This window comes from Leifsonia psychrotolerans (assembly GCF_013410665.1).
GTDB lineage: Bacteria > Actinomycetota > Actinomycetes > Actinomycetales > Microbacteriaceae > Cryobacterium > Cryobacterium psychrotolerans_A.
In genome coordinates this window covers 113,943-139,228 of sequence record NZ_JACCFM010000001.1, presented here as the reverse complement: position 1 = coordinate 139,228, position 25,286 = coordinate 113,943, and the positions used below count along the sequence as shown (strand labels likewise).

Sequence of the window (25,286 nt, the reverse complement as noted above, 5' to 3'; positions counted from 1 at the left end):
GCGTGTGCATCGTGCCCCCAGTGACTCATCGATTTTGACCAGTAGAGCAATACTGGCAGAACTCAGAGCAGAAACACGCCGCGTCGGCTCCGCTCACCGAGAACGCAGATGCGCCAGTGTCAGCCCGATCGGGATGCTCACGAGCACGAGCGCAAGAAAGACCAGGTAGCTCGCCCGCGCCCAGACCACGGCTGTTCGCTGCGATCGGTGTGCACGGGGGCCGAGGGCGCGAATGGCGAGAACAAGCGTGACGACCAGCAGCACACCCCCGGTGTCGACAACGAGGGGAAGGCCAAGGAACGTGCCGGCGAGCACCGCTGCGCTGCCACCGTTCCACGCCACCACCTGCACGGCGACTGTCGCACGCGACGGAGCCCGCGGCACAAGCGCCGCCTGTGCTCGACCGAGTGCGATCTGCGCGACGCCCACAACGAGCACCAGATAGGCGGCGGCCCACGAGCCATGGTCGAGGCTGAGCGGCGCGGTGATGGCGGCAAGCAGGCCCCCTGCTACCACCGCTACCGATCCGACGAGCGTGAACGGGCGAGAACCCGGGGGGCGAGCGTCAGATTTCACGCCGCTCAAGCTAGCACCCGCCGTGTGGGTGCGGCTAGCGTTGAATCATGGAATCCGTTCGAGCAGACCTGCACAATCGCGACGACGTCTACGCGCTGACCAGCGAATTCTACCGACGAGCCTTCGCCGACGACCTGCTCGGGCCGATTTTCACCGACATTGCCCAGATGGATCTCGACCATCATCTGCCGATCATCTGCGACTTTTGGGAGACGGTGTTGTTTGGCGCCGGACTCTACCGCCGGAACGCCCTCGCGCTGCACGTCAGCCTGAACGAGAAGGTGCCGCTTCGCGCCGAGCATTTCGAGCGGTGGCTTGACCTCTGGGTGACGACCGTCGACGGGCTCTTTGTGGGCGAGCACGCCGAACGCGCCAAGCTGCAAGCGAGCCGTATCGCGGGATCCATTCACCGTCGGTTGCAGGGACGTTCCGGCAGTGAGTTCGAGACGATCACGCGCGCGCCGATCACGCCGTAGCAGCGGGAGTCACCGCTGCCGCTGCTAGTTGACCTCGTCGGGGTGTGCGCTGACGCGGCCCACACGCTCGAGCCCCGAGAGGGCCCGGACCTCGACCGGGGTCAGTTCGAAGTCGAAAACATCGAAGTTCTCGGCCATGCGGGCACGGTTGCTCGATTTCGGGAAGACGATGTTGTCGGTCTGGAGGTGCCAGCGGATGACGACCTGTGCCGGCGTCTTGCCGTGTGCCTCGGCGGCAACGGCGACCACGGTCTCGTCGAACAACGGGTACTTGCCCTGGCCGAGCGGACCCCAGGCCTCGATGGCGATGCCGTGGCGGCGCGCGTACGCGCTGACCTCGGGCTGTTGGTGCGCAGGGTGCAGCTCGATCTGGTTGACGGCGGGCACGACATCCGTCTCAGCCAGCAGGCGGCTGAGGTGGGGCACCAAGAAGTTGGAGACACCGATCGAGCGGGCGCGGCCGGAGTCACGAATCTGCTCGAGCGCCTTCCAGCTCTCGATGTACTTGTCGTTGGCCGGCGCCGGCCAATGGATCAGGTAGAGGTCGACGTAGTCGAGACCGAGTTTGTCGATGCTCTCATCGAAGGCGTCAAATGCCGACTGGGTGCCCTGACGGTCGTTCCACAGCTTGGTGGTCACAAACAGGTCGGAACGATCGATCGCCGACGAGGCCAGCGCCGCGCCGACGCCCTCTTCATTGCCATAGATGGCAGCGGTGTCGATGTGGCGGTAGCCCACCTCAAGCGCATCGGAGACGATGCGGGTCGTTTCGGTCGGTTCGACTTTGAACACGCCGAATCCGAGCTGCGGAATCGTGTGGCCGTCGTTGAGGGTGAGGGTGGGAACGCTGTGTGTCATCCCTCCACCCTACGGGTTCCTCCGCTGGGATTGCCGGGACCGGGTCAGCTCAGGGCGTGTATCAGGGGGTGCATCAGTACACCTCTCCCTGCGCCAACTCCGTGCTCTGCACCAACTCCGTGCTCTGCACCAACTCCGTGCTCACAAACTGAATATCCCAGTCGGTGGGGCCCGAAATGACGTGGCTTTCGGTGAACCGTCCCCGTGCGCGCTCGTCGAGCTCGGTGAGAAACTGAACGGGGTCATTCACGTTCGTCAGAATGAACCCTCCACCGGGACCCAGCGTGTCGAGAGTGCGGATCACTGCACGGCACAAGATGTCGTGAGGGATTCCGCCCACGTCGAGCGCCGTATACGACTGATAGTCGAGCTCCCCGCATTCACCGAAACGCGCGACGGGGTCCCTGGCGGGAACCAGCGCGACCGGCAAGATCAGGTCCATGGCATTGAAACTACCATCATCCTTTTAATCTGGCCTGGAAAAGCCCTCACCCTGCGGGAACCACTCGGCGGACAACTCAATCTCGCATCGGCCCGGTCCGGTGAATGGGCGCAAACTCACAGTGTGGTTCTCCTGGCCGAGCACTTCCGCCGCACCGCGCAGCAGCCCCAGATGCACTCCGCAGACGACGTCAGGGTTGCGCAGGGCTTCCTCTCGGAACGGGCAGGCCCGCAGGGTGATGAGGTGAGAGTCGCTCACCGCGTCGTAACCGAGCCGGTCGAGAAGACCGACCAGGGCATCGACGCCGGGCCCCGTCGCGTGATTCAGCTCCTGCTCGTATTTCTGCGACCAGGATTCTCCGGCGCGAATGGCTCGTGCACGCCCGCCATCGTCATCCTCTCCCAGAGAACTGCTGAGCACAGCGACCAGATCCCGGTGGGCCTCGACGCTGCGAACCGACGGATCAGAGGTGTACAGCACGCGGGGGCGGCCCCGGGTTCCGGCCCGAGGGGCAGCGCGACGCACGAGACCAGCGTCTTCCAGCCGATTCAAGTGGAAGCGTGTCGTCGTGACATGCAGCTCGATTCGCGCGGCCACCGACGCCGCGTCGAGCGGTTGCGCAGATTCCTGCAACGCTGCCAGCACACGCCGACGAGCCCCCGAAGCGAGGGCAGCATGGCGGGCATCTATTCGCTCGTCATCAGGCATGATGCGAGCGTAACAGGCGCCGTTCCCACGCATGTCCGGCCCGATCTGACGCACGGCAGCCGTCGAACCGAATACGATGGAAGGCTCATGATTCCCGCGCAGATCACCTTCCCCCCAGAACTTCCGGTCAGCCAACGGAAGGACGACATCGCGCGTGCCATCCGCCACAATCAGGTCGTGATCGTCGCCGGGGCAACGGGGTCGGGCAAAACCACGCAACTGCCGAAGATCTGCATCGAGGCCGGCCGCCAGTCGATCGGGCACACCCAGCCCCGCCGACTGGCCGCGCGCACCATTGCCGAGCGCATTGCCGAGGAACTCGGCCAGGAGGTGGGCGAGCTTGTCGGCTACCAGGTGCGCTTCACCGACCGGGTCGGCGCAGACACCAAGATCAAGCTCATGACCGACGGCATCCTCTTGAACGAGATGCATCGCGACAAGCTGCTGCGCAAGTACGACACGATCATCATCGACGAGGCGCACGAGCGCAGCCTCAATATCGACTTCCTGCTCGGCTACCTGCGCCAACTGCTGCCGAAACGGCCCGACCTCAAGCTCATCATCACCTCGGCCACCATCGATCCTCAGAGCTTCGCCGAGCATTTCGCCTCCGCCGACGGCACCCCCGCACCGATCGTCGAGGTGTCTGGGCGCACCTACCCGGTCGAGATTCGATACCGGCCGCTCGTCGCCGAGGCGCTCACCGACGACGATGAAACGGCGGATGCGGCGCCCGCCGTCGACCGCGACTACATCGAAGGCATCAGCGCAGCTCTCGACGAACTTGAGCGCGAGTCGAACGGCGACGTGCTCGTCTTTCTCTCGGGCGAGAACGAGATCAGGGACGCCGCCGACGCGCTGCAAGGCAAGTACGCCTCCTCGTCACGTACCAGCCCGACCGAGGTGCTGCCGCTCTACGGCCGGCTCTCCTCGGCCGAACAGCACCGGGTGTTTCAGCCGTCGACGGTGGCCGGCGTGCGTCGCCGCATCGTGCTGGCCACGAACGTGGCCGAGACCAGCCTCACCGTGCCCGGAATCCGCTATGTGATCGATGCCGGAACCGCGCGCATCAGCCGGTACAGCGTGCGTTCCAAGGTGCAGCGGCTGCCGATCGAGGCGATCTCGCAGGCGTCGGCGAACCAGCGCTCCGGCCGAAGCGGCCGCACCAGCGACGGCATCGCGATTCGGCTGTACTCCGAGGAAGACTTCCTGCGCCGCCCCGAGTTCACCGAACCCGAGGTGCTGCGCACCAACCTGGCGGCCGTGATTCTGCAGATGATTTCACTCGGCCTGGGTGACATCGCCGCGTTCCCGTTTCTCACCCCGCCGGATTCCCGCGGCATCAAAGACGGTCTCGATCTGCTGGCTGAACTGGGCGCCGTCGAGCCAGCCCGCACAGTACGCGGACCGAAGACGGGCAATGCGGCACTGGACGGCGCTGCAGTTCAGGGCACGCCCGACCAACGCAGTCCGAAGCTGACGCGAGTCGGCCATCAGCTCGCCCAGCTGCCGATCGATCCGCGCTTTGGCCGCATGGTCGTCGAATCAAAGACGCAGGGCACCAGCCGGGAGGTGCTGGCGATCGTGGCCGGCCTGACCATTCAGGATCCGCGCGAACGCCCACTCGAACGGCGTCAGCAGGCCGACGAGCATCACGCCAAGTTCATCGACCCCACCAGCGACTTCCTCACCCTGCTGAACCTCTGGAACTATCTCGAAGAGAGGCAGCGCGAGCTCGGCTCGAGCGCATTCCGGCGGCTGTGTAAGACCGAGTACCTTAACTATCTGCGGGTGCGCGAGTGGCAGGATGTCTACCGGCAGCTGCGCCAGCTGGCCAAGCCGCTCGGCCTGCACCTGGGCGATCCGAGTGTCAACCCCGACGGCATCCACCGCTCGCTGCTGGCCGGGTTGCTCTCGCACCTCGGTCTCAAAGACACCGCGAAGAAGGACTACGTCGGCGCCCGGCAACAGCGCTTCGTGCTGTTCCCCGGCTCCGCCCTGGCGAAGAAGCAACCCGCGGCGGTGATGAGCGCGGAACTGGTCGAAACCAGTCGGCTGTTCGCCAGAATGAATGCGTCGATCGACCCGGCCTGGGCCGAACCGCTCGCGGGCGACCTCTGCAAGCGCAGCTATTCCGAACCGCACTGGGAGAAGAAGCAGGGCGCGGTGGTCGCCTACGAACGTGTCACGCTGTTCGGCGTGCCCATCATTCAGAAGCGGCGCATTCAGTTCTCCCGCGTCGACCCGGCATACGCTCGCGACCTGTTCATCCGTGAGGCGCTCGTCGAAGGCGAATGGGATCTCGACCGGGTCGACCGCCGCTTGTCGGCGTTCGACCGTGAGAACAAGAAGCTCCGGGCTGAGCTCGCCGAGCTCGAGGAGCGCACGCGGCGTCGCGACATCCTCTTCGACGATGAGGCGGTCTTCGAGTTCTACGACACGCGCATTCCTGCCGACGTCTGCTCCACCCGCACGTTTGAGAGCTGGTGGCGCACCGAACGAGCCGCCCACCCCGACTTCTTGACCATGACCGCCCAGACCCTCGTCGCCGAAGACACTCCCGAGATTGACGAGAACCTGTTCCCGCCGATCTGGCAGCAAGGCGACCAGAAGTTTTCGCTCAGCTACCGCTTTGAACCGGGCTCAGCCGACGACGGCGTGACCGTGCAGGTGCCCCTGCCGCTTCTCGCCCGGCTGTCCCCCGCCGGGTTCGACGGTCAGGTCGCCGGGTTCCGGGCTGACCTCGTCACGGCGCTGATCAAGTCGCTGCCGAAAGCCATCCGGCGCAACGTCGTGCCCGCCGCCGATTGGGCCGCCCGACTGCTCACCGAATTGGATGCCGCGGCCGTGCAGAACGTCGGCCAGGCCCCGGACGCGGCCTTCGTCGACACCCTCGCCGCCCTCATCAAGCGCCTCACCCATGTCCCGGTGACCGCTGGCGACTTCGACCTGTATCGCATCCCCGCGCATCTGCAGATGACGTTCCGCGTCGTCGACGAGCGCGGGCGCACCGTCGATTCCGGGAAGAACCTCGTCGAACTGCAGCGTCGTCTCGGCGGGCAGGCCCGCGAGAGCGTGGCCGCCGCATCCGTTGCGTCGACGCCGACGAACGCCATCGAGCGCTCGGGTCTGACCACGTGGGACTTCGCCGAACTGCCCCGTTTTCTCGACACCAAACAGGCCGGTAACACGATCCGCGCCTACCCGACCCTGATCGATGAGGGTTCGTCGGTCGCGATCCGCCTGATGTCGACCGAGGCCGAGCAAGCCCGCACGCTGCCCGGCGGCGTGCGCCGGTTGCTGCTGCTGGCGACGCCCTCACCGGTTGCGTATGTGCAGCAACACCTCACTGGTGCCGAGAAGATGTCACTGGCGACAAGCCCCTATCGCAGCACGCAGGCCCTGTTCGACGATTGCCTCGCCGCGGCCGTCGATGATGTGCTCTACCGGGTGAAGCCCGACGGCCTCGTCTTCATGCGCGCCGAGTTCGATACGGTGCGCGACCGGGTGTCCGGGGTGATCATGGATTCGATGTTTGAGACGGTCGGACTTGTCGCCCGGATTCTCACAGCCAGTCGGGTCGCCGACAAGGCGTTGAAGGCAGCGACCAGCATGGCGCTGCTGCCGGCGATCAGCGATGCCAGGGAACAGCTCACCGGGCTTGTCTACCCCGGTTTCGTCAGTGCGACGGGCCTGGCCCAGTTGCGACACCTGCCCCGCTACCTGGGCGGTATCACCGCACGCGTCGGCAAACTGGCTGAGAACCCCGGCCGTGACAGGGTCTGGATGAATGAGGTGCAGGCCGCCACGGCGAAGTTCGCTACTGCGGGCGGCACGATCCCGCTCCCCGCGACTGCGGCGCCGAATCTGGTGCGTGCCCGCTGGATGATTGAGGAACTGCGGATCAGCCTGTTCGCGCAGGAGCTGAAGGCGGCCGAGTCGGTGTCGCTGCAGCGCATTCAGAAGGTTCTGTCGAGCTAGCCCTCGAAGAGTGCGCCCGTCGGCAGGCCGAGGCCGTGCTCCATCGCTCGACTGATCAGGCGTGAACGCGAGTGGGCGTCGCGGTAGTGCACCAACGATTGGGCGTTGAGGCCGTCAATCATGCCGATCAGCTGCCAGGCCACGTCATCCGGCTGGTCCGTCTGAAACTCACCGCGATCGAGGCCCGCCTGCACGACTCCGAGCACGAACTCGTGCCACGCGTCCATCTGTGCTCTAACCGCGCCCGACACCACGCTGCTGCGCCGACCGAGGCTCCAGGCATCGAGCCAGACTGCCGTCGTCGCGTCGGTGTCGGGCCCGAGCAGGGTGTCGATCACGCAGCGCAGTGACGCCGTGGGCGACGTCTTCGCAGCGACGCTGTGGGCGACCCGAGTGAGCTCGTCGTTCACGACCGCCGTCACAGTCGAGGCGACCAGTTGTTCCATGTTCGGCTCATAGTGGGCGACCAACGCGGAGGTGACCCCCACCTGCGCGGCGACGGCGCGCAGCGTCAGGGCGTTCAACCCGTGCTCGAGCGCGATCGCACAGGCCGCGGACTTGATCTCGGCGGCGCGCTCGTCGGACGACTTGCGCGCGGCGCGCGGCTGGTGGCTGGCACTTGACACGATCGCCCCTCACGTTCTACTTTGACCCTATGGTATTGATCACTTGATCAATAAGCCAGTCATGCTGCATGACGCACTCGAAGAGGAGCCACATGTCCTGGACAATGCCAGCCGAGACGACCCGACACCAGCGTACCTGGATGGCCTTCCCTCGAGAGGGCTACACATTGGGCGCGGATGCCGCATCGGCCGAGGAGGCCCGCCATGCGTGGTCCGCCGTCGCGCACGCGATTGCCGAGTTCGAACCCGTCACGATGCTCGTCGACCCGAGTGCCGGAGCCGATGCCCGGCGCCACCTGTCATCCGAGGTCACCCTGGTCGACGCCTCCTACAGCGAGTTCTGGCTGCGGGACAGCGGCCCAACGTTCGTCATCGGCGACGATGGTCGCCTGGGTGCCATCGACTGGATCTTCAATGGCTGGGGCGCCACCGATTGGTCGGAATGGAAACAGGACCAGTCGCTCGCCGCGTTCGTCGCCACCCTCGCGGGCGCCGAGATCGTACCGTCCCTCCTCGTGAATGAGGGCGGCGCCATCCATGTCGATGGCGACGGCACCGTACTCGTCACCGAGACCGTGCAGCTCGATCCGCATCGCAACCCGTTTGCGGACAAACGCCGCATCGAGGCCGAGCTGACGCGCACGCTCGGTGCGACGAGGGTCATCTGGCTGCCCCGCGGCCTCACTCGCGACTACGAAGAACTCGGCACACGCGGCCACGTCGACATGGTGGCCACGATCTCCTCCCCCGGCACCATCCTCGTGCACGAACAGCAGAACCCCGAGCACCCCGACTACCAGGTGAGCCGTCAGATTCGAGCTTGCCTCGAAGACACTGTGGATGCCGAGGGACGCGAGTGGCAGATCATCGCTCTGCCCGCGCCCGAGAACCTCCGCGACGAGCGCGGCTTCGTCGACTGGAGCTATGTCAATCACCTCGTCGTCAACGACGGCGTGATCGCCTGCGGGTACGGCGAGGAACGCGCGGATGCCCACGCCCGCGACATCCTCTCGGCCGCCTACCCGGGTCGCCGGGTGGTCACCGTCGACGCGCGCCCCATTCTTGCGCGCGGCGGCGGCATCCACTGCATCACGCAGCAGCAACCCGTCGCGAAGACCCCTCCCCTAACCCCCTAACCCCCTAACCCCCTAACCCCCTAACCCCCCTCTAACCCCTCTAACCCCTCTATAACCGAACGCGAGATCGGAGTCGTTGTCGTTATCAGCGCGTGAAAACGACAACGACTCCGATCTCGCGAGGGGGAATCGGGCGAATCGGAGGCTAGAGAACCTTCGAGAGGAACGCCTTCGTGCGCTGGTGCTGCGGGTTCGACAGCACCTCGCGCGGATCGCCCGCCTCGACGACGACTCCGCCGTCCATGAACACGAGCGAATCGGCGACCTCACGAGCAAAGCCCATCTCGTGTGTGACGACGATCATCGTCATGCCCGACTTCGCCAGACCCTTCATCACGTCGAGAACCTCACCGACGAGCTCGGGGTCGAGTGCGCTCGTGGGCTCGTCGAAGAGCATCAGCTTGGGCTCCATCGCCAATGCCCGGGCGATCGCGACGCGCTGCTGCTGCCCACCCGAGAGGTGTGCCGGGTAGTAGTCTGCACGGTCGGCGAGGCCGACCCGGGAGAGCAAATCACGTGCACTCTTCTCGACCTGGGCCTTGGGCAGACCCTTCACCCGGATCGGTGCTTCCATGACGTTCTCGAGCGCCGTCATGTGCGGGAACAGGTTGAAGCGCTGAAACACCATCCCAATTTCGCGGCGCTGCTTTGCCGCCTCTTTCGGATGCAGCTCGTACAGTTTGCCGTTTGCCTCACGAAAGCCGACCAGGTCGCCGTCGACGCTCAGTCGACCGGCCGAGAGCACCTCAAGGTGGTTGATACAGCGCAGGAAGGTCGACTTGCCCGACCCCGACGGCCCGACCAAGCACATCACCTCGCCGCGCTTGACCTCGAGCGAGATGCTCTTCAGCACCTCGTTCGAGCCGAAGCTCTTCGACACACAGTCGGCGAGCACCATGGGAACGTCGGTGCGCTGGTCGGGAACAGTGGCGAATGTGTCCGTCATCGCTTTCCTTTGTCGTTGTCGTCACTCGGTGGAATGATGACCGTCGCCTGCCCGGCGCCGGCCACGGGAACCGTACCGGTGAGCGCCGAGGTGTCCTTCTTATCGGGGCGACGATCACCGACGCCGCGCGCGAACCGCTTCTCCAAGAAGTACTGGCCCACCATCAGAATCGAGGTAAAGAACAGGTACCAGATCGAAGCCACGATCAGCAGCGGGATCGGGTTGAACGTCTCCACTGAAATATCGCGTGCGCGGGCATAGAGATCGAAGCTGAAGGGCACGGCCGTCACGAGTGACGTCGTCTTCAGCATCGAGATGACCTCGTTGCCGGTCGGCGGGATGATGATGCGCATCGACTGGGGCAAGATCACCCGGCGCATGGTCTGGAACCAGCTCATGCCGAGGGCCGTGGATGCTTCCTCCTGGCCGCGGTCGACCGAGAGCAGGCCGGCGCGCACGATTTCGGCCATGTAGGCGGCTTCGTTCAAGGCCAGGCCGATGATGGCAAGGGCGAACGGGCTGAGCGCGGCATCCGTGTTGATCGAGATCCACGGCGTCGCGAAGGGGACCCCAATGTCGATGGTCTTATAGATGATCGCGATCAAGCCCCAGAAGGTGAGCTGAACGTACACCGGTGTGCCCCGGAAAACCCAGAGGTAGAACCAGGCGACACCCTTCAACACCGGGTTGGGCGAGAGGCGCATCACGGCGAGGGTGACACCGAGAATGATGGCTATGACCATCGAGTAGACGGTCAGTTGCAGGGTGACGAACGCCGCCTGGCTGATGCGCTGGTCGAAGAGATACTTGCCGACGTAGTCCCAGCCAAAGGCCTCACGTTGCGACGCGTCGATGATGAAGAGCACGAAGATCAGGATCAGCACCACGGCGAACGTATTGCGCCACGGGTGGCGCAACCGAATCGCCTTGATTGCCGCTGGCGAGCCGGAGCCGCCCGGCGGGGTTTCCCCCGCCGGGCGATTCATGACAGGAGCGCTCATCGACTAGCCGTTCGCTGCTGCGTTGATGGTGATCTTCGCAATCCCACCATCAGCGACACCCCAGGTGTCGAGGATCTTGCCGTAGGAGCCGTCATCGACCATCGACTGCAGAGCAGCCTGCACGGCCTTGGTCATCTCAGAACCCTTCTGAGTGGCCATGCCGTAGGGCGCCACGTCGAAGCTCTTGCCGGCGGCGACCAGCTTGCCGCCGGTCTTCGAGATGGCGTAGCCGGTGACAGGCGAGTCGGCGCTGAGCGCGTCGGCACTGCCGAGAACGACGGCATTGGTGGCGTCTTCCTGAGCGTCGTACTTCATGATCTGAATCAGCGGCTTGCCTGCTGCGGTGCAGGCTTCGTTCTTGGCCGGGATCTCATCGGTCTCTTCGACGGTTCCGGTCTGAACGGCAACCTTGAGGCCACAGGCGTCGTTGGGGTCGACGGTCTTGCCCGCCGGGGCGGCCCAGAGGATGCCGGCGTTGTAGTAGTTGACGAAGTCAACCTGCTTCTCGCGCTCGACGTTGTCCGTGAACGACGACTCGCCCATGTCGACCTTGCCGCCGGTGATGCTCGGGATGATGTTCTCGAACTTGGCGACCTGGTACTGCGGTTTCAGGCCCAGCTTGGCTGCAATGCCGTTCGAGAGCTCGATGCCCCACCCGATCGGGCTGCCATCGGTGTCTTTGTACTCGTTCGGCGGGTACGCCGCATCCGTTCCGATGAGCAGGGTGCCTCGCTTGACGATGTCGGCGGGAACCAGTGCCGCAGCCGCGTCGTCTTTGCCAACCGCGGTGGCCGAGGAGCTGCCCGAGGACTCCCCGGGGGTGGCTGGTGTGGAGTTGTCAACACAACCGCTCAGCAGCAGTGCAGCGGCCGCAGCGAGAGCGGGGAGTGCGTATCTTGCGCGCATTGTTATTCCTTCTTTGTCGGGAGTCGCTGGTTCGTCTTTGAATTCCGTTAACGGGTTCGACCTCTGTGAGCCTAATGCACGACCCTCACGCAAATTCTTTGCACCCACTATCCACTATCCGGCCCGGAAACGCCCCCCGAGTCGACGAGTTGTCACGAAATCGTCACATGCCGCCCGAGGCGCGGTTGCGGTCGGCGCACGGCAATACACTTGAACATCGTGGGTATCTACTGGAATCTTCTGCAAACGCCAGGCGTTGCTCGAATCATTGCGGCTCAGCTCACGGCCCGTTTCCCGTTTGGGATGCTCTCGCTGGCGTTTCTGATCCACATCGAGCAGGTCTACGACTCGTACGGCGCTGCAGGCCTTGTGCTCGGTGCGATGAGTATCGGCCAGGCCATTGCCGGACCGCTGACCAGCCGTCTGATGGGCCGCTGGGGAATGCGTCCGGTCATTTCACTCACCATCGCGATCTGCGCCACCTCGATCGTGCTGATGGCCGTGATCCCGATGCCGATCATCAGCCTCATGCTCGTCGGGTTTGTCGCGGGAATTTCAATGCCCCCGATCCAACCCGCCGTGCGCACCATCTACCCCAAACTGGTCAACTCGAAGCAGCTCACACCGCTGTTCTCGCTGGATGCCTCGGCCCAAGAGATCATCTGGGTGCTCGGCCCCGTCGTGGCCACCTTTGTGGCCATTCAGGTGAGCAGCGTGGCCGGCATCCTGCTCGCGGCGACCTTCCTGGTGGGTGGTGGCATCTGGTTCCTCGTGCTCCCCGAGGTCGGCCGTGTGCGCATTCCGCGCAGCAAGCGCAAGCTGGGCGCGGTGCTGAAACGCCCCGCTGTTCTGCTCAGCACCGTGGTCGGATTCATGCTGGTTGCGGCGTGTGCCTCAGTTGAAGCCGGTGTCGTTGCCACCTTCGGCCACGGAAGTACCGACTCCGGGTGGGTCTTGGCTGTCTTCGCCGCGGGTTCGCTCGTGGGTGGACTCGCCTTCGGGCATATGCAGATCGGGCCGTGGGCCCTGGCCGGACGCATGCTCATTCCAACCATCGGCATCGGCCTCGCCAGCGTCTTCCTGAACTTCTGGTGGCTCTCCGCCACTCTGTTCGTTGCCGGCATCGGCATCGCCCCCGCATTGGCCGTGCTGTTTGGCATCGTCTCGGCGAGCGTCAAGTTCTCCGACACGGCAGAAGCCTACGGCTGGGTGGGAACCGGGCAGCTGATCGGCGCCGCGTTGGGCTCGGCCATCGCCGGCTTCTCGATCGACCACTACGGCCCCACCTCGGCGATCCTGGCAGCGGCAGGTTTCGCGGCCCTCGGCTGCCTGATCCCCGCCCTGGGCCGACGGTGGCACCCCGATCTGCGCGGCCGGGACGCCAGCCCCATTCCCGACACCGAGCCGGTGGCGGTAGTTTCGTAACCGATGACCACTTCACCGCTGCTCACTCTGAACGACAACGCGCTCATCCCGCAACTCGGGCTAGGCGTCTACAAGGTGCCGGATGCCGAGGCCGCCGACACGGTGCTGACCGCCATTCAGGCCGGCTATCGTCACATCGACACGGCAGCCCTCTACGACAACGAGAGTGGTGTGGGCGCGGGCATCGCCCGGTCAGGTGTGCCGCGCACCGAGCTGTTCGTGACCACCAAGGTCTGGAACGACCGCCACGGCTACGACGAAACGCAGCGCGCATTCGACGAGAGTCTGACCAAGCTGGGCCTCGATTACGTCGATCTGTACCTCATCCACTGGCCGGCGCCCCGACAGAACCGTTACATCGATGCCTATCGTGCCCTCGAGAAGTTGCAGGCCGACGGACGGGTGCGGTCCATCGGGGTCTCCAACTTTCACCCCCACCATCTCGACCGGTTGCTGGCCGAAACCGACATTGTTCCGGCGATCAACCAGGTCGAGTTGCATCCGTGGCTCGCGCAGAACGACGTGCGCGCGTACGACGCGATCTACGGCATCCGCACCGAGGCGTGGTCACCGCTGGCCCGCGGCCGGGCAATCGGCGACCCGACTGTGGAGGCCATCGGCGCACGGTACGGCAAATCTGCCGCGCAGGTCGTAATTCGCTGGCACCTGCAGCTCGGCAACGTTGTCATTCCGAAGTCGTCGACTCCCTCTCGGATCCGTGAGAACTTCGACGTCTTCGACTTCACCCTGGATGCCGCAGATCTGGCGAGCATCGCCCACCTCGATGCGGGCGAACGCACGGGCAAGAACCCCGACGACGTCGACTAAGCCTCAATCCACCGGTCGACTTTGAGCGTGAGGGATTTTCCGATTTCACGTTGAGTTGAGCTGTTTTTGGGGGCTGGGCATGGCTTCGCGTCGGCCTCGCTGCCGGTGATGTTCCACGTTGTCCTTGCGCCGTTTGGCTGGGTGGTCAGATGGATGCGGGTCCGGGTGGTCCGCAGGCTGCCGCGAATGCGGCGGTCCAGTGTTTCTCCCAGGGCCAGTCCTTCGGCAGGTGTAGAACGAGTCGGCGGGCCGAGGTTGAGATTCGGGCGGGAACGCTGATGAGTTTGCGGCGGATCGTGCCGCTGCGCGCTTTCCCGAGATCGGTGCCGGTGAGAGCACCAATGGCGCGGGCGAGATTGAAAGCGATGCAGGCCAGGATCAGCCAGGCGGCGTTTGCGGCGAACTTTCCCGAGGGCAGGTGTGCCAGCGCGGAGTCTTTCAGGTCTGCGTTGACTTGTTCGATGATCGCGTGAGCGCGATGGGTTTTGTCGGCGGTGACGGTGTCCAGGGTGCTGGTGGTGAAGAACGCGTGGAAACGGTGCGTGTCAAACAGGGTCGGCTGCGAGAGGTCTTTCTTGTTCAGTTCGGGGATGCGCCGCACGACCAGTCGTCCCTCGATGCGGTCCGCTTTCTTCTTCGAACCGAACGCGATAAATGGTACTTCGGCGACTTCCGCGGACGACACCCAGGTTCCGGTCTGTTCGTCGCGGATCGCGTCGGTGTACTCGATGCTCGTCCAGGCGCCCTCGCCGATCGTGCCGATCGCTTTCTTCACCGCCGGATCCATCCGGGCCGTGATCGAGACTTTCGCGCCTGCCCGCCCGGCGGCGGCCACGACGGTGTGGGCGTAGAACGCCGAGTCCGCCCGCAGCAGCACCGTCCCGGTGGCGCCGTTTCCGCGGAGCCGGGTCACGTTCGCGAGGAGGTCGGCGACGAATTTCCCGGCGCCGCGCACCGAGTTCGCGGCGCCCTTGCGCAGCCGTGAGCCGACGATGATCGGCGCACTGGTTTCGGTGCTGAGGATGCCCAGCAGGGCGTTCAGGCCGCGCACTCCGGAGTAGCCGTAACCGGAGCCCTGCTTCTGGTAGCCGTGGACTTCCTTGATGGTGTCGTCGATGTCGACGAGCGCGTACTCGTCAACGCCGGCCGCGATCGGGGCCGTCTCGGCCAGGCGGCGCAGCCAACGGGACGCGACAGCATCCAGCTGCCGGATGTGCCCGAACGTGAATGCGCGCAGAAACGACCCCAGGGTCGAGGGCGCGTAGGCGCCAGTGAAGAGTTTCTTCATTCCACCGTGACGAAGCAACGCCATATCGTCGATGCAGTCGGCGCCGGCGACCATCCCGGCCACCAGCGCAGTGACCTTCAACCCCGCGTTCGCGCCGAAGTACCCCGGCAAGGTGAGGTGCGTATCGGCCAGGTTGCCGAGCCCTGTTTTCACGGCCAACGCCATCGCCGGGACGAGCCCTGCCGTCGACACGAGATTCGTTTCGTCGAAGGATGCTGAAACCGCCGCGGAGGTGTGAGAAAGTTGCATCTACGAGATGCCTTCCTTTTCGGTGAAACAGAACTCTAGACAAGCTCTATTTTCGCTGATCAGTTAGGCATTCTCGGTTTAACGCGCCGCTAAACCCTCAACTCGAGCGGTGGATCGAGGCTAAGCGGCAGCTAGAGGGTCACGAGTGCGTCGGGGCCGTTCGGGTCTGGAATATCTTCGGCGTTCGGCAGACGGCGGAAGAAGCCGAAAAAGACGATCGAGAGTGCCGTCGCCGCGAGGCCCCCGATGATGAGCGGCAGCGCGAGGTCGATGCGCCCGACCAGACCGCCGAGCACGCTGCCGAGTGGCATAACGCCCCAGAGCAGCGTGCGCCAGGTTCCGTGCACCCGCCCGAGCAGGTGGCCGGGAATGATGCTCTGACGCAGCGACATGACCAAGATGTTCCAGATCGTCGACGACCCGCTCGAGATCGCGAAGACGACCGCGGCCGCCCACACATTGGGCCAGGCTCCGAGAGCAACGAATGTGACACCGCCGATGACCCCCATGACTGCCATCGTGGTGCCAGCGCCCCAGCGGTTTTTGAGGCGGTTCGCCACCACAGAACCGATGATGCCGCCAACCGCCCCGCTCAGCATGAAGATGCCGAACCAGGCCTCCGGCACCTGCAGCGAATGGAGGATGAACAACACGACGCTTGCCGTGGCGAATGAATAGGCGAGGCCGGTCATGGTGCTCACCGACCAGAGCACCACGAGCATCCGGCTCGACACGATGAAGCGATAGCCGTCAACGAACTGGCGGAACCAGGCGATCTGCGGCTCTGCCCGCGCGAGGGCGTGTTGGCGACCGGATGCGACGCGCGGCAGCAGGATCGCCAGCACCGCGGCCACGGCGAACGCCACGGCATTCGCCCCGAGCGGGATGAGGACCGAGACGGCGAACAAGAGCGATGTCAACGGACCGGCGAGGAAGTTCTGCACCACGAGTTCGCCGGCCTCGATGCGCGAATTTGCTCGCGGCAGATCGATCTTTCTCACGAGGCTCGGCACGACCGCGCGTGTCGCGCCGTCATAGAGGGTCTCGAACGCGCCGTAGACGAAGATGATGGCGTAGAGCCAACCAATGGTCAGCGTGCTGGTGGCTGCCAAAACGCACAGGGCGACGGCCAGCGCGACCCGCACGATCTCGGCGAGAGCCATTGCCAGGCGGCGGTCGATGCGGTCGATCAGGATCCCGGCGGGAATGGCACAGAACAGCCACGGCAGCATCGCCATGGCGGCGACACCGCTGATCAGGAGGGCGTCATCGGTGAGCCGTGCGGCCAGCAGCGGCACGGCCGTGCGCGCGATGCCGTCACCCAGGTTGCTGGCGAGACTGGCGGTGAAGAGGTTGGTGAATGCGGGCCCGAGCCGATTCGACGAGCGAGCCCGCCCTACCACCGGGGATGAACCTGCTCGCTGAGCAGTCGGGTGTAGATTTCGCGCACGCCGGCGTTGAACTCGTCGCTGAACGCGTCGAGCGTGCCGGCGACAGCGTTGGCCTGGGCCTGGGCGATGTTGCGAGCACCGGGGATCACGGCGCTCACCCCCTCCTGGTGAGCGGCCCAGGCCAGAGCGGCCTGCGCGGGGGTGATGGCGGAATTTTCCCGCGCGACAAGCTCGGCGAACTCAATGGCGGCCTGCACGCCGAGGTCGTAGTCGACGCCCGAGAACGTCTCACCGACGTCGAAGTGGCTGCCGTCACGGTTGTAGCTGCGGTGGTCATCGGCGGCGAACGCCGTCTCGCGCGTGTAGCGCCCACTCAGCAGACCGCTGGAGAGAGGAACCCGGGCGATGATTCCGACGCCGGCCTCGCGGGCAGCGGGCAGCACGGCGTCGAGCGGCTTGAGCCGGAAGGCGTTCAGAATGATCTGAACCGACGCGATTCCCGGACGGGCGATGGCCGCGAGCGCCTGGTCGCAGGTTTCAACGCTGACCCCGTAATTCGCGATCGCCCCGTCGGCGACCAGTGTGTCGAGGGCGTCATAGACCTCATCAGAGTCGATCACGGCGCTCGGCGGGCAGTGCAACTGCACCAGGTCAAGCGTGTCGGTGCCCAGGTTGCGGCGGGAGCGGTCGGTCCAGTCACGGAAGTTGTGAAGGACGTAGTTCTGCGCCAACTGGTCGACGCGACGACCCATCTTCGTGGCCACCGTGATTCCCCGGTCGGCGCCGTCCTGCAGAAGGAAGCGACCGATGATCTGCTCGCTGCGGCCGTCGCCGTAGACATCGGCGGTGTCAAAGAACGTGACACCGGCATCAGCGGATGCCGCCAGCACGGCCGTCGCGTCGGCCTCCGACACGTTGCCCCAATCAGCGCCGAGCTGCCACGTGCCAAGGCCGAGAACTGAAACGGTGCGGCCGGTACGGCCCAGGGTTCGCTGATGCATTGCTCCAGCCTAACAATGACGGCTTGGCTGTTCGGCCGGCGCGTCAGTCCCCATCGATCGCCTGGGCGATCACCCGGGCCAACCGCCTGCGAATGATGTGGTCGTTCCCCTCGACGCGATGCATCGTGACGTGCCGCATCCGTTCGATCACCGTCATGCTGCCGTACGGAATGAACGCGTCAAGCGAGCCATAGACCACGTCGACGGGCACGCGCAGGCTGGCGATGTCGCTGACGACGGTCTGAGATTGGATGCAATTCTCCATCGATTTCACGAACGGCATCCAGTTCTGCTCGGTGATCTCGAAGATTCCCTTCGGCAGCAGCCGGGAGAGGATCGCGGCGTTCGCCAGGGTGAAATCCTTGTTCGAGCGAAGATAGGTGTAGGCCTTGAGGTACGCTCCGACACGGGCGCGCACCCGTTGGTCGCCGATCTCGGAGGGCGCCAGGTAGACCGGGGGGCCCACGAGCACGACCCGTGAAACGCGCACACGCCGGGGCGTCAGCAATCCCTGCAGACCGCGCTGCTGGTTCACGGCGGCCAGTCGCGACACGATGAGGCTTCCGAGCGAGTGGCCAACCAAAATGACCGGCTCGCGCAGCGCGAGCGAGCGGATCGTCGCCGCGATCGAGGCGACATGGTCTTCAATCGTGTACTCGCAGTCGATGGGTGCCGGCGACTCGCCGAAGCCCAGAATGTCGAGGGCGATCACCCGATGCCGGTCGACCAGCAGGGGGATGAGCTGGTCGAAGGTTACCGACGACGAGGCGATGCCGTGCACGAGAACGATGACTGGGCCGGTTCCCTCGTCTGAAGCGACATGCAGAAGAGGTGGGCGGCGCGCCCGAAACCGAGCCGTCTGCGCCGCCCACCAGGTCATGCGTCAAGTATGACGGTTCACGCCGTCGGCCGGGCGATGCCGGGCCTCGCTGGTGTTTAGTCGAGCGTGTCTTTGAGGTCGTGCTTCGCGTACGTCGCGTCGCGTTCGGCCTCGGCCTTCTTCACCTTGCCCTCGGCCTTCAGCTCTTCGACCTTGTCCTTGGCGTCGTCAACCACGTCGCCAATCTTCTTGCCGGTGGCGTCGATCTTTTCCTTGGCGTCATCGAGCAAACCCATGTTGTCCTCCTTGTGAGCACCTCTCGGCGCATTTCAGTAGTACCGGTCGGCCGGAATCGACCGACTGTTCGAGCGTAACGGGGCGCCGGGGCTCGTTCCACAATTCTGACTCGACTCACAGACGCCGGATCGCTAAAGAATCGCTGCCGCTGATCGGCCCTCCCGCCTCCGCTGATCGCCCCCTCCCGCTGATCGACCCCTCTCCGCTGATAGAGGTCTCCCCGCTGATCGAGGTCTCCCCGCTGATCGAGCTCGTCGAGATCCCGTGAGCCACCCTCGAGACGCGGCGCGTGGTCTCGACGAGCTCGACCCACGGTTCGGTGATCAACCCGCACCCCTCCCGCTGATCAGCCCCCTCCGCTGATCGAGCCTTCCCGTTGATCGACCCCCTCCCGCTGATCGAGCCTGTCGAGATCCCCTGACCTACCCTCGAGACGCGGCGCGTGGTCTCGACGAGCTCGACCCACGGGTCACTGACCGACCCCACATCCCCCTCCCGCTGATCGCCCCCTCTCCGCTGATCGAGCTCGTCGAGATCCCGCGAGCCACCCTCGAGACCATGGACCGTGGTCTCGACAAGCTCGACCCACGGTTCGTTGATCGCCCCGCACCCCTCCCGCCGATCGAGCCACCCCGCTGATCGAGCTCGTCGAGATCCCGTGAGCCACCCTCGAGGCCTTGGCCGGGATCTCGACCGGCTACTAGTTCTCGATCCCTCCACAGATATAGCTTCGAGAAGTTATGCACCAATACTGAGAAAAGCTCGTAATCATGTTCGTTCTTTGGGAGAATAGAGCTATGTCAATCACCCTCCCACCCCCCGTCTCCGCCCCGGAGCCGACACCCGCCCCGGGTGCGTCGGCACCGACCGCGGCCATGGTGCTGGCGGTGCTCGAACAGACGCAGGCACTGTGGGCCGGGCTCGGCACGGTCAGCCCCGACCGGTTCACCGACGACGACCTCCTCGGTGTGCTCGGTGCGTTCGAAGGCGTCGGCCGGCTCGTCGATGCCGGCCGGGTGGCTGTGGCGGCGACGGTCGAGGAACGCTCCGGCCGGTGGCTTGGCCGCGACTCCCTCGCCGCGAAGCGGGGCTGTACCAGTGGCATCGACCTGATCACCCGGATCACCCGAATCTCCGGCCGGGAAGCGAAACGCCGCAGCGCCCTCGGCCTGCGGATGCGCGACACGCAACACGTCGGAACGATCATCCCCGCACTGTTCCCCACTGTGGGTGCCGCGGTCGCTTCGGGCTTGCTGGGGGTGGATGCGGCGGAGGTGATCATGTCCGGTCTGGCCGAGATCTCCCCGCGCGTTGCCCCCGATGATCTTGCGGCTGCGGAACGCGCTCTGGTGGGAGCGGCGACGGGCACGATTACGGCTGAGAATGAGGGTGAGCCGGGCGCGGGCTTTGCGTTCTCGGCGGACTCGATGCGGGTGCAGATGTTGCAGTGGCAGGCGGCGCTGGACCCCGACGGGGTGGCACCGAATGAGGTCGAGGGTGAGGCGACGAGCACGATCAGTTTCGGCCGCTTCAAAGACGGCGTCTACCCGGTGCGGGGCGGGGTGACTCCTGATCTGTACGGAATCATGAACCTCACCTTCGACGCGTTCATCGCCGCCCACAAAACCCCCGCGTTCCCCACCGCCGCCGAACAAGCCCGCGACCAGGCACGCGACGACCGCGCCGAGCACGACGACCGCGCCGAGCAGGACCCCCACGAAGGTCCCGACGGGCACGACTTGAACGACGAGCGCGACCGCGACGACCACGACGGCCACGAACGCGAGCACGAACTCGGCCAGGACCATGACCATGACGACCGCGACCGCGAGCACGACGAGCACGACCACGAGGTGCCTCTTCCCGGGTCGGCCGGGCACGAGTTCGATGACGTCGACACCCGTACCGCCGGGGAGAAGCGGGCCGATATTCTGCGCGGCATGTTCACCCAGCTGGCCCAGGCCGATAACACCCCCAGCATTGGTGGTGCACCGCCGACCGTGGTGGTGCATGTGAACGTGAACGATATTGAAGCCGGTCGCGGTGTCGGCTGGATCGACGGCGTCGACGCCCCCATCTCCCTTCGCACGGTCGATCAGATGATGTGTGCCGGAGGGACCCAAACGGTTCTGTTCGGTCCGAACGGTGAGGTTCTGACGCTGACCGATCCGCAACGACTGTTCAACCGTGCCCAACGCCGGGCGATCCTCGCCCGCGACGGCGGCTGCGGCATTCCCGGCTGCGATGCACCCGCACAGTGGCTCGAATTTCATCACGTGATCCCCTGGAGCAAAGGCGGCGTCACCGAAGTCGACAATGGTGTGGCGTTGTGTTGGCGACATCATCACACCATCGAAACGTCCGGCTGGGAGATCCTCATGGTCAACGGCCGACCGCAAGTCAAAGCCCCGGCCTGGATCGACCCGACCCGCACCTGGCGCGACGCCAACCGCCACCGCACCGACACCCACCGCCGCGACTAAACCGCCGCACCTGACCTGCGGCCAATCAGACGAAACCACTCCGAAATCCAGGCACAAAAACTAGGCTGGACTCCGTGACCGAAACCTCTTTCCTGCCCGGCGACCAGTTGCTGAGCGATGACTTACTCCTTCGCATCCGCGGTCGTGCCGCCGCCTACGACCAGAACAACGAATTCTTCACCGAAGACCTCGCCGACCTGGTCGATGCCGGCTACCTCACGGCACTCGTTCCGGTCGAATTTGGCGGCCTTGGCCTCAGCCTGGCGCAGGTCAGCCGTGAGCAGATTCGTCTCGCCGCCCACGCGCCGGCCACTGCGCTGGCCGTGAACATGCATTTGGTGTGGACTGGCGTCGCCAAGACGCTTTTTGATCGCGGCGACCACTCACTTGACTTCTTGCTTGAGGAGACTGGCCGGGGCGAGATCTTTGGCTTCGGCGTGAGCGAACCAGGCAACGACCTCGTGCTCTTCGGATCCCGCACCGATGCCCGCCCCGAGCCAGACGGTGGCTACCGCTTCACCGGCACCAAGATCTTCACCTCACTCTCCCCCGCCTGGACCCGCCTGGGCACCATGGGCCTCGACAGCTCGAATCCGGACGAGCCCAAGATCGTGTGGGCATTCGTCGACCGCTCCGAACCCGGAATCTCGCAAAAGAATGACTGGGACACCCTCGGCATGCGCGCCAGTCAGAGCCAATCCACGGTGCTCACGGGCGCCTACGCTCGGCCCGATCGTGTCTTTCGTCGACTCGATCCCGGCCCCAACCCCGACCCGCTGATCTTCGCCATCTTCGCTAATTTCGAGATTCTGCTCGCGTCGGTCTACACCGGTATCGGCCAGCGCGCCCTCGAACTCGCGGTCGGCGCAGCCCATCGACGCACCTCGTTGAAAAATGACGGCCGGGCGTTGTCGCACGATCCCGACATCCGGTGGCGTATTGCTGACGCGGCAATGGCGATGGACGGAATCTATCCGCAGATCGAGTCGTTGGCAGCGGATGTCGACGCGCAGGCCACACACGGCAGCCGGTGGTTTCCGCTGTTGGCCGGCCTGAAGCATCGTGCCACAGAGAACGCTCGGCATGTCGTCGACCAGGCGGTTCGAGTGAGCGGCGGCTCGTCGTACTTCGCAGGAAACGAGCTCGGCCGACTCTACCGAGATGTCTTGGCCGGCATTTTTCACCCCTCCGATGCCGAATCGGCTCACGGCACTGTTGCGGCCGCCTGGCTCGGCCCGCTCGATGACTGAGCCGCCACGCGCGGCGGGCCCTACCGGAGCCATTCAGATTCCCGTCGCACACACCAAGTCAGTTCTCGACCTGACCATGCGCCTGGCCGAGGTCATTTTCGCGGCCGGCGCGGGTGCTGAAGATGCCACGGCGGCCATGCAGGGAATCACGCGTGCCTATGGCCTGCGCAGCACCGAGGCTGACATCACTCACACCCTGATCACTCTCACGTTTGAGGATCCGGCGACACACGACAGCATCACGCGCAGTCGTAACGTGAAATATCGCAATCTGGATTACTCCAAGCTCACGGCGACGTCCGAACTCATCGCCGATCTGATCGAGTCGCCCCTCGACGTCGCCGATGCCCGTAAGCGCCTGGCGACGATCGTCAGTACCAAACCCATGCTGCCGGTGATTGTTCGACGCATCGGCTGGAGTCTCGTCGGCGCCGGCGCCGCTGCGCTGATCGGTGGCGGCTCCACCGTTGTGGTCGCCGCGTTCATCGCCACGTTCTTCGTGGATCTGGTGACCAGCGCGATGGCCCATCGCAAGGTTCCGGTGTTCTACCAGACCGTCGCCGGCGGGGCCATCGGGCCGATCATGGCCGCACTCGTGCACATCGTCGATCCCCGGGCGAACCCCACTCTCGTGGTCGTCGCCACGATCATCATGCTGCTCGCCGGCGTCACAGCGTTCGGCGCGGTGCACGACATCATCTCCGGCTTCTACGTCACGGGCACCGCTCGTCTTGTCGAAGCGTTTCTCATCACCGGCGGACTTGTCACGGGCGTCGCCGGAGCCTCACTGGTGCTCAGCCGGTTCGGCTTTCAGCTCAAGATCGACGCGATCATCCCCCCGTCACTCGGCGCACTGCCCGTGCAATTGGTCGCAGCCATCGTGATCGTCATCGGATTCTCACTCGCGGTTCAGGTTCCCTGGCGCGCGTTCTGGGTGGTCTGTGTGCTCGGCGCCCTCGCCGAACTGTTCTACCTGTTCGGCCTCAACGCACAGTTCGGCCAGGTCTGGTCCTCGGCCGGCAGCGCCTTCGCAATCGGCCTGTTCGCCACGGTCGCCGCGCGTCTGGTGCGTACGCCGCCGCTCGTGATTGTGGTCTCGGCGCTCGTACCGCTCGTGCCCGGTCTCATCCTCTTCAGCGGCCTACTGCAGATGTCGGAGGGTGAGATCAACGGGTTGATCGGCATGCTCACGGCCGCCGCGGTCGCAGTCGCCCTCGCGGCTGGGGCCATCCTGGCGCAGTATCTGGTGCAATACGTCTGGGGTCCGGCGCGCATCCTGCAGCAACGTTTCGTCGGCCCACTGATGGCCCTGCCGGTACGGCTCTCACGCGCATCCGGGAAACGTCCCTGACGTGTCGGGCGCTCCGTGCCTCGACTTCAGAGCTACGATGCTGAACTTTGCCGGGTTACCGCGTAGGGTCGACAATACGCTGCCGATGAGGCTCGGGATGAAGGAGTACAGATGGCTGACAAATCACCCAAGAAGGATGCCGGCAAGAAGACCGCCGACCGTTCGCTGAAAGAAAAGCGCGCCGACAAGAAGGCGAAGTCGGACGAGACCTCCGCGAAGGCACGCAAGGCCTAGGCTTTCTGCCTGGGTTGCAGTGCCCTCGTCGTAAACGGATGCTGTCACGATAGTCGTGGCAGCATCCGTGTTTAACCGCCTTCGAATCGACCGTCCCGAAAGGACTCCCCATGACGCTTCCCCGCGCAGACACGCGTGTCACCTACCCGGCACAGACTGTGACCGGCACTGCGACGGTGCTGCACGTGGCGCCCCGAGTCGATGCACCGGGCACCGCGCAGCAGGTCGTTCTGCTGGATGAAAGCTGCGTGCATCCGGTCGATGCCGGCTGGCCCGACCAAGGCCCCGATCGCGCGATGCTGCAGCACGGCGACGCCCACTACCCGATCGTCGACTGCATTGTTGCGGCCACGGACGGCTCTGCGCTCTTTCTCGGCCGTGATATTCCCGTGAGCAAGGGAACCGAGGGCTGGTCATTCGTCGTGGCGCATGTCATCGAGGCCGACGCCGTCCTCAGCGCCGGCGACACTGTTGACCTGACGGTCGACGCCGACTTTCGCCGTGCGCTCTCGGTGGGTCACACGGCCTGCCATCTGGCTTCACTGGCCCTAAACCGTGCGCTCGCCGACCGGTGGAAGAAGGAGATCCGCCTCGACGGTCTCGGCCAGCCCGACTTCGACGGCGCGGCCAACGACGCCTCGACAATTCGTGAAAGCGGATCGCTCGACAGCTATCGGCTCGGCAAGTCGCTGCGCAAGAAGGGCTTCGGCACGGACGGAATCGCCGCGGCGCTGCCTGACCTCGAAGCCGCGATCACCCAGACGATCACCGACTGGCTGTCGACGGATGCGGCGGTGCACGTCGAGCGCGACGGTGAATTGCTGACCGATCGTCGATCGTGGGTGTGTGCGTTGCCGGAGGCGACCGTGCGTATCCCCTGTGGTGGCACCCACGTATCCTCACTCGGCGAGCTCGGCCAGGTACGCGTCACGCTCACCGTCGCCGATGTAGAGGGCACCCCGGTGCTCACGATGGAGACGTTCGCAACGCCCACGGCCTGATCAGAACCGAAA

General features: G+C 65.0%; 23 protein-coding genes. 10 read left to right on the top strand and 13 right to left on the bottom strand.

The window, feature by feature from the left end; translation table 11 throughout:
* Positions 1 to 93: 93 nt before the first annotated feature.
* The gene (locus HNR05_RS00690) at positions 94 to 576 is read right to left on the bottom strand and encodes a hypothetical protein (protein ID WP_179577268.1); all 483 of its coding nucleotides are present in this window, start codon (positions 574 to 576) and stop codon (positions 94 to 96) included.
* A gap of 47 nt (positions 577 to 623) precedes the next feature.
* Here HNR05_RS00690 and HNR05_RS00685 point away from each other — a divergent pair, with 47 nt between their 5' ends.
* Positions 624 to 1,052 (top strand): group III truncated hemoglobin, encoded by a 429-nt coding sequence (locus tag HNR05_RS00685; protein WP_179577267.1) that lies wholly within the window; start codon positions 624 to 626, stop codon positions 1,050 to 1,052.
* A gap of 24 nt (positions 1,053 to 1,076) precedes the next feature.
* Here HNR05_RS00685 and HNR05_RS00680 read toward each other — a convergent pair whose 3' ends face one another.
* The 3 genes from HNR05_RS00680 to HNR05_RS00670 all read right to left on the bottom strand — a co-directional run bounded on the left by HNR05_RS00680 (position 1,077) and on the right by HNR05_RS00670 (position 3,060).
* Positions 1,077 to 1,910 (bottom strand): aldo/keto reductase, encoded by an 834-nt coding sequence (locus HNR05_RS00680; RefSeq protein WP_179577266.1) that lies wholly within the window; start codon positions 1,908 to 1,910, stop codon positions 1,077 to 1,079.
* 73 nt (positions 1,911 to 1,983) lie between these two features.
* Positions 1,984 to 2,352: a DUF2249 domain-containing protein gene (locus tag HNR05_RS00675; RefSeq protein ID WP_179577265.1), complete on the bottom strand. Its 369-nt coding sequence runs from the start codon at positions 2,350 to 2,352 to the stop codon at positions 1,984 to 1,986.
* A 24-nt stretch (positions 2,353 to 2,376) separates the two neighbouring features.
* Complete coding sequence (locus HNR05_RS00670) at positions 2,377 to 3,060, bottom strand: helix-turn-helix transcriptional regulator (RefSeq protein ID WP_179577264.1); 684 nt, start codon at positions 3,058 to 3,060, stop codon at positions 2,377 to 2,379.
* Here HNR05_RS00670 and hrpA point away from each other — a divergent pair.
* The gene (gene hrpA, locus HNR05_RS00665) at positions 3,028 to 7,041 is read left to right on the top strand and encodes an ATP-dependent RNA helicase HrpA (RefSeq protein ID WP_218868772.1); all 4,014 of its coding nucleotides are present in this window, start codon (positions 3,028 to 3,030) and stop codon (positions 7,039 to 7,041) included. The two genes, HNR05_RS00670 and hrpA, sit on opposite strands and share 33 nt — an antisense overlap.
* On the opposite strand, the gene HNR05_RS00660 is transcribed toward hrpA, so the two are convergent.
* Positions 7,038 to 7,667 (bottom strand): TetR family transcriptional regulator C-terminal domain-containing protein, encoded by a 630-nt coding sequence (locus tag HNR05_RS00660; protein ID WP_343062404.1) that lies wholly within the window; start codon positions 7,665 to 7,667, stop codon positions 7,038 to 7,040. The two genes, hrpA and HNR05_RS00660, sit on opposite strands and share 4 nt — an antisense overlap.
* A 92-nt stretch (positions 7,668 to 7,759) precedes the next feature.
* On the opposite strand from HNR05_RS00660, the gene HNR05_RS00655 reads away from it, so the two are divergent.
* Positions 7,760 to 8,803 carry an agmatine deiminase family protein gene (locus HNR05_RS00655; RefSeq protein ID WP_179577262.1) on the top strand — a complete coding sequence of 348 codons (1,044 nt, stop codon included), beginning with the start codon at positions 7,760 to 7,762 and terminating at the stop codon, positions 8,801 to 8,803.
* Positions 8,804 to 8,948: 145 nt separating this feature from the next.
* Here the strand turns inward: HNR05_RS00655 and HNR05_RS00650 are convergent, their stop codons facing one another.
* The 3 genes from HNR05_RS00650 to HNR05_RS00640 are packed head-to-tail and all read right to left on the bottom strand — an operon-like array spanning position 8,949 to position 11,656.
* Positions 8,949 to 9,749: an amino acid ABC transporter ATP-binding protein gene (locus HNR05_RS00650; RefSeq protein WP_281369774.1), complete on the bottom strand. Its 801-nt coding sequence runs from the start codon at positions 9,747 to 9,749 to the stop codon at positions 8,949 to 8,951.
* Positions 9,746 to 10,750, bottom strand: a complete 1,005-nt coding sequence (locus HNR05_RS00645; RefSeq protein WP_425485065.1) for an amino acid ABC transporter permease — start codon at positions 10,748 to 10,750, stop codon at positions 9,746 to 9,748. The genes HNR05_RS00650 and HNR05_RS00645 overlap by 4 nt, the downstream gene beginning before the upstream one ends.
* Positions 10,751 to 10,753: 3 nt before the next feature.
* The gene (locus HNR05_RS00640; RefSeq protein ID WP_179577261.1) at positions 10,754 to 11,656 is read right to left on the bottom strand and encodes an ABC transporter substrate-binding protein; all 903 of its coding nucleotides are present in this window, start codon (positions 11,654 to 11,656) and stop codon (positions 10,754 to 10,756) included.
* Between the two features lie 219 nt (positions 11,657 to 11,875).
* Between HNR05_RS00640 and HNR05_RS00635 the strand changes: the two genes are divergently transcribed.
* Both HNR05_RS00635 and HNR05_RS00630 read left to right on the top strand, forming a co-directional pair.
* Positions 11,876 to 13,081, top strand: a complete 1,206-nt coding sequence (locus HNR05_RS00635; RefSeq protein ID WP_179577260.1) for an MFS transporter — start codon at positions 11,876 to 11,878, stop codon at positions 13,079 to 13,081.
* 3 nt (positions 13,082 to 13,084) lie between these two features.
* The gene (locus HNR05_RS00630; protein ID WP_179577259.1) at positions 13,085 to 13,909 is read left to right on the top strand and encodes an aldo/keto reductase; all 825 of its coding nucleotides are present in this window, start codon (positions 13,085 to 13,087) and stop codon (positions 13,907 to 13,909) included.
* Positions 13,910 to 14,054: 145 nt separating this feature from the next.
* Here the strand turns inward: HNR05_RS00630 and HNR05_RS00625 are convergent, their stop codons facing one another.
* The 5 genes from HNR05_RS00625 to HNR05_RS00605 form a co-directional block, all read right to left on the bottom strand.
* The gene (locus HNR05_RS00625; RefSeq protein ID WP_179577258.1) at positions 14,055 to 15,446 is read right to left on the bottom strand and encodes an IS1380 family transposase; all 1,392 of its coding nucleotides are present in this window, start codon (positions 15,444 to 15,446) and stop codon (positions 14,055 to 14,057) included.
* A gap of 131 nt (positions 15,447 to 15,577) precedes the next feature.
* Complete coding sequence (locus HNR05_RS00620; protein ID WP_179577257.1) at positions 15,578 to 16,849, bottom strand: MFS transporter; 1,272 nt, start codon at positions 16,847 to 16,849, stop codon at positions 15,578 to 15,580.
* Entirely contained in the window at positions 16,843 to 17,838 is a 996-nt protein-coding gene (locus HNR05_RS00615) for an aldo/keto reductase (protein WP_179577256.1), read from the bottom strand. Before HNR05_RS00615 ends, HNR05_RS00620 begins: the two co-directional genes overlap by 7 nt.
* 43 nt (positions 17,839 to 17,881) lie before the next feature.
* Positions 17,882 to 18,718, bottom strand: coding sequence for an alpha/beta fold hydrolase (locus HNR05_RS00610; protein WP_179577255.1), 837 nt, complete (start codon positions 18,716 to 18,718; stop codon positions 17,882 to 17,884).
* A 56-nt stretch (positions 18,719 to 18,774) separates the two neighbouring features.
* Positions 18,775 to 18,954, bottom strand: a complete 180-nt coding sequence (locus tag HNR05_RS00605) for a hypothetical protein (protein WP_179577254.1) — start codon at positions 18,952 to 18,954, stop codon at positions 18,775 to 18,777.
* Positions 18,955 to 19,752: 798 nt separating this feature from the next.
* Here HNR05_RS00605 and HNR05_RS00600 point away from each other — a divergent pair.
* From HNR05_RS00600 to HNR05_RS00585, 5 genes are all read left to right on the top strand, one after another.
* Positions 19,753 to 21,438, top strand: coding sequence for an HNH endonuclease signature motif containing protein (locus HNR05_RS00600; protein WP_179577253.1), 1,686 nt, complete (start codon positions 19,753 to 19,755; stop codon positions 21,436 to 21,438).
* A gap of 74 nt (positions 21,439 to 21,512) precedes the next feature.
* A complete protein-coding gene (locus HNR05_RS00595) occupies positions 21,513 to 22,688 on the top strand; it encodes an acyl-CoA dehydrogenase family protein (protein ID WP_343062402.1) in 1,176 nt (391 codons plus the stop codon).
* Positions 22,681 to 24,039 (top strand): threonine/serine exporter family protein, encoded by a 1,359-nt coding sequence (locus HNR05_RS00590; protein ID WP_179577252.1) that lies wholly within the window; start codon positions 22,681 to 22,683, stop codon positions 24,037 to 24,039. Before HNR05_RS00595 ends, HNR05_RS00590 begins: the two co-directional genes overlap by 8 nt.
* 111 nt (positions 24,040 to 24,150) lie before the next feature.
* Positions 24,151 to 24,273 (top strand): hypothetical protein, encoded by a 123-nt coding sequence (locus HNR05_RS17710; RefSeq protein WP_281369773.1) that lies wholly within the window; start codon positions 24,151 to 24,153, stop codon positions 24,271 to 24,273.
* Positions 24,274 to 24,383: 110 nt separating this feature from the next.
* Positions 24,384 to 25,274, top strand: coding sequence for an alanyl-tRNA editing protein (locus HNR05_RS00585; protein ID WP_179577251.1), 891 nt, complete (start codon positions 24,384 to 24,386; stop codon positions 25,272 to 25,274).
* Positions 25,275 to 25,286 lie beyond the last annotated feature (12 nt).

Bases quoted from the DNA above. Each gene is read 5' to 3' on its own strand.
- HNR05_RS00605 (WP_179577254.1), bottom strand. From the start codon at position 18,954: ATGGGTTTGCTCGATGACGCCAAGGAAAAGATCGACGCCACCGGCAAG.
- HNR05_RS00625 (WP_179577258.1), bottom strand. From the start codon at position 15,446: ATGCAACTTTCTCACACCTCCGCGGCGGTTTCAGCATCCTTCGACGAA.
- HNR05_RS00650 (WP_281369774.1), bottom strand. From the start codon at position 9,749: ATGACGGACACATTCGCCACTGTTCCCGACCAGCGCACCGACGTTCCC.
- HNR05_RS00645 (WP_425485065.1), bottom strand. From the start codon at position 10,750: ATGAGCGCTCCTGTCATGAATCGCCCGGCGGGGGAAACCCCGCCGGGC.
- HNR05_RS00680 (WP_179577266.1), bottom strand. From the start codon at position 1,910: ATGACACACAGCGTTCCCACCCTCACCCTCAACGACGGCCACACGATT.
- hrpA (WP_218868772.1), top strand. From the start codon at position 3,028: ATGGCGGGCATCTATTCGCTCGTCATCAGGCATGATGCGAGCGTAACA.
- HNR05_RS00675 (WP_179577265.1), bottom strand. From the start codon at position 2,352: ATGGACCTGATCTTGCCGGTCGCGCTGGTTCCCGCCAGGGACCCCGTC.
- HNR05_RS00610 (WP_179577255.1), bottom strand. From the start codon at position 18,718: ATGACCTGGTGGGCGGCGCAGACGGCTCGGTTTCGGGCGCGCCGCCCA.
- HNR05_RS00670 (WP_179577264.1), bottom strand. From the start codon at position 3,060: ATGCCTGATGACGAGCGAATAGATGCCCGCCATGCTGCCCTCGCTTCG.
- HNR05_RS17710 (WP_281369773.1), top strand. From the start codon at position 24,151: ATGGCTGACAAATCACCCAAGAAGGATGCCGGCAAGAAGACCGCCGAC.
- HNR05_RS00600 (WP_179577253.1), top strand. From the start codon at position 19,753: ATGTCAATCACCCTCCCACCCCCCGTCTCCGCCCCGGAGCCGACACCC.
- HNR05_RS00585 (WP_179577251.1), top strand. From the start codon at position 24,384: ATGACGCTTCCCCGCGCAGACACGCGTGTCACCTACCCGGCACAGACT.
- HNR05_RS00685 (WP_179577267.1), top strand. From the start codon at position 624: ATGGAATCCGTTCGAGCAGACCTGCACAATCGCGACGACGTCTACGCG.
- HNR05_RS00655 (WP_179577262.1), top strand. From the start codon at position 7,760: ATGTCCTGGACAATGCCAGCCGAGACGACCCGACACCAGCGTACCTGG.
- HNR05_RS00590 (WP_179577252.1), top strand. From the start codon at position 22,681: ATGACTGAGCCGCCACGCGCGGCGGGCCCTACCGGAGCCATTCAGATT.
- HNR05_RS00630 (WP_179577259.1), top strand. From the start codon at position 13,085: ATGACCACTTCACCGCTGCTCACTCTGAACGACAACGCGCTCATCCCG.
- HNR05_RS00640 (WP_179577261.1), bottom strand. From the start codon at position 11,656: ATGCGCGCAAGATACGCACTCCCCGCTCTCGCTGCGGCCGCTGCACTG.
- HNR05_RS00615 (WP_179577256.1), bottom strand. From the start codon at position 17,838: ATGCATCAGCGAACCCTGGGCCGTACCGGCCGCACCGTTTCAGTTCTC.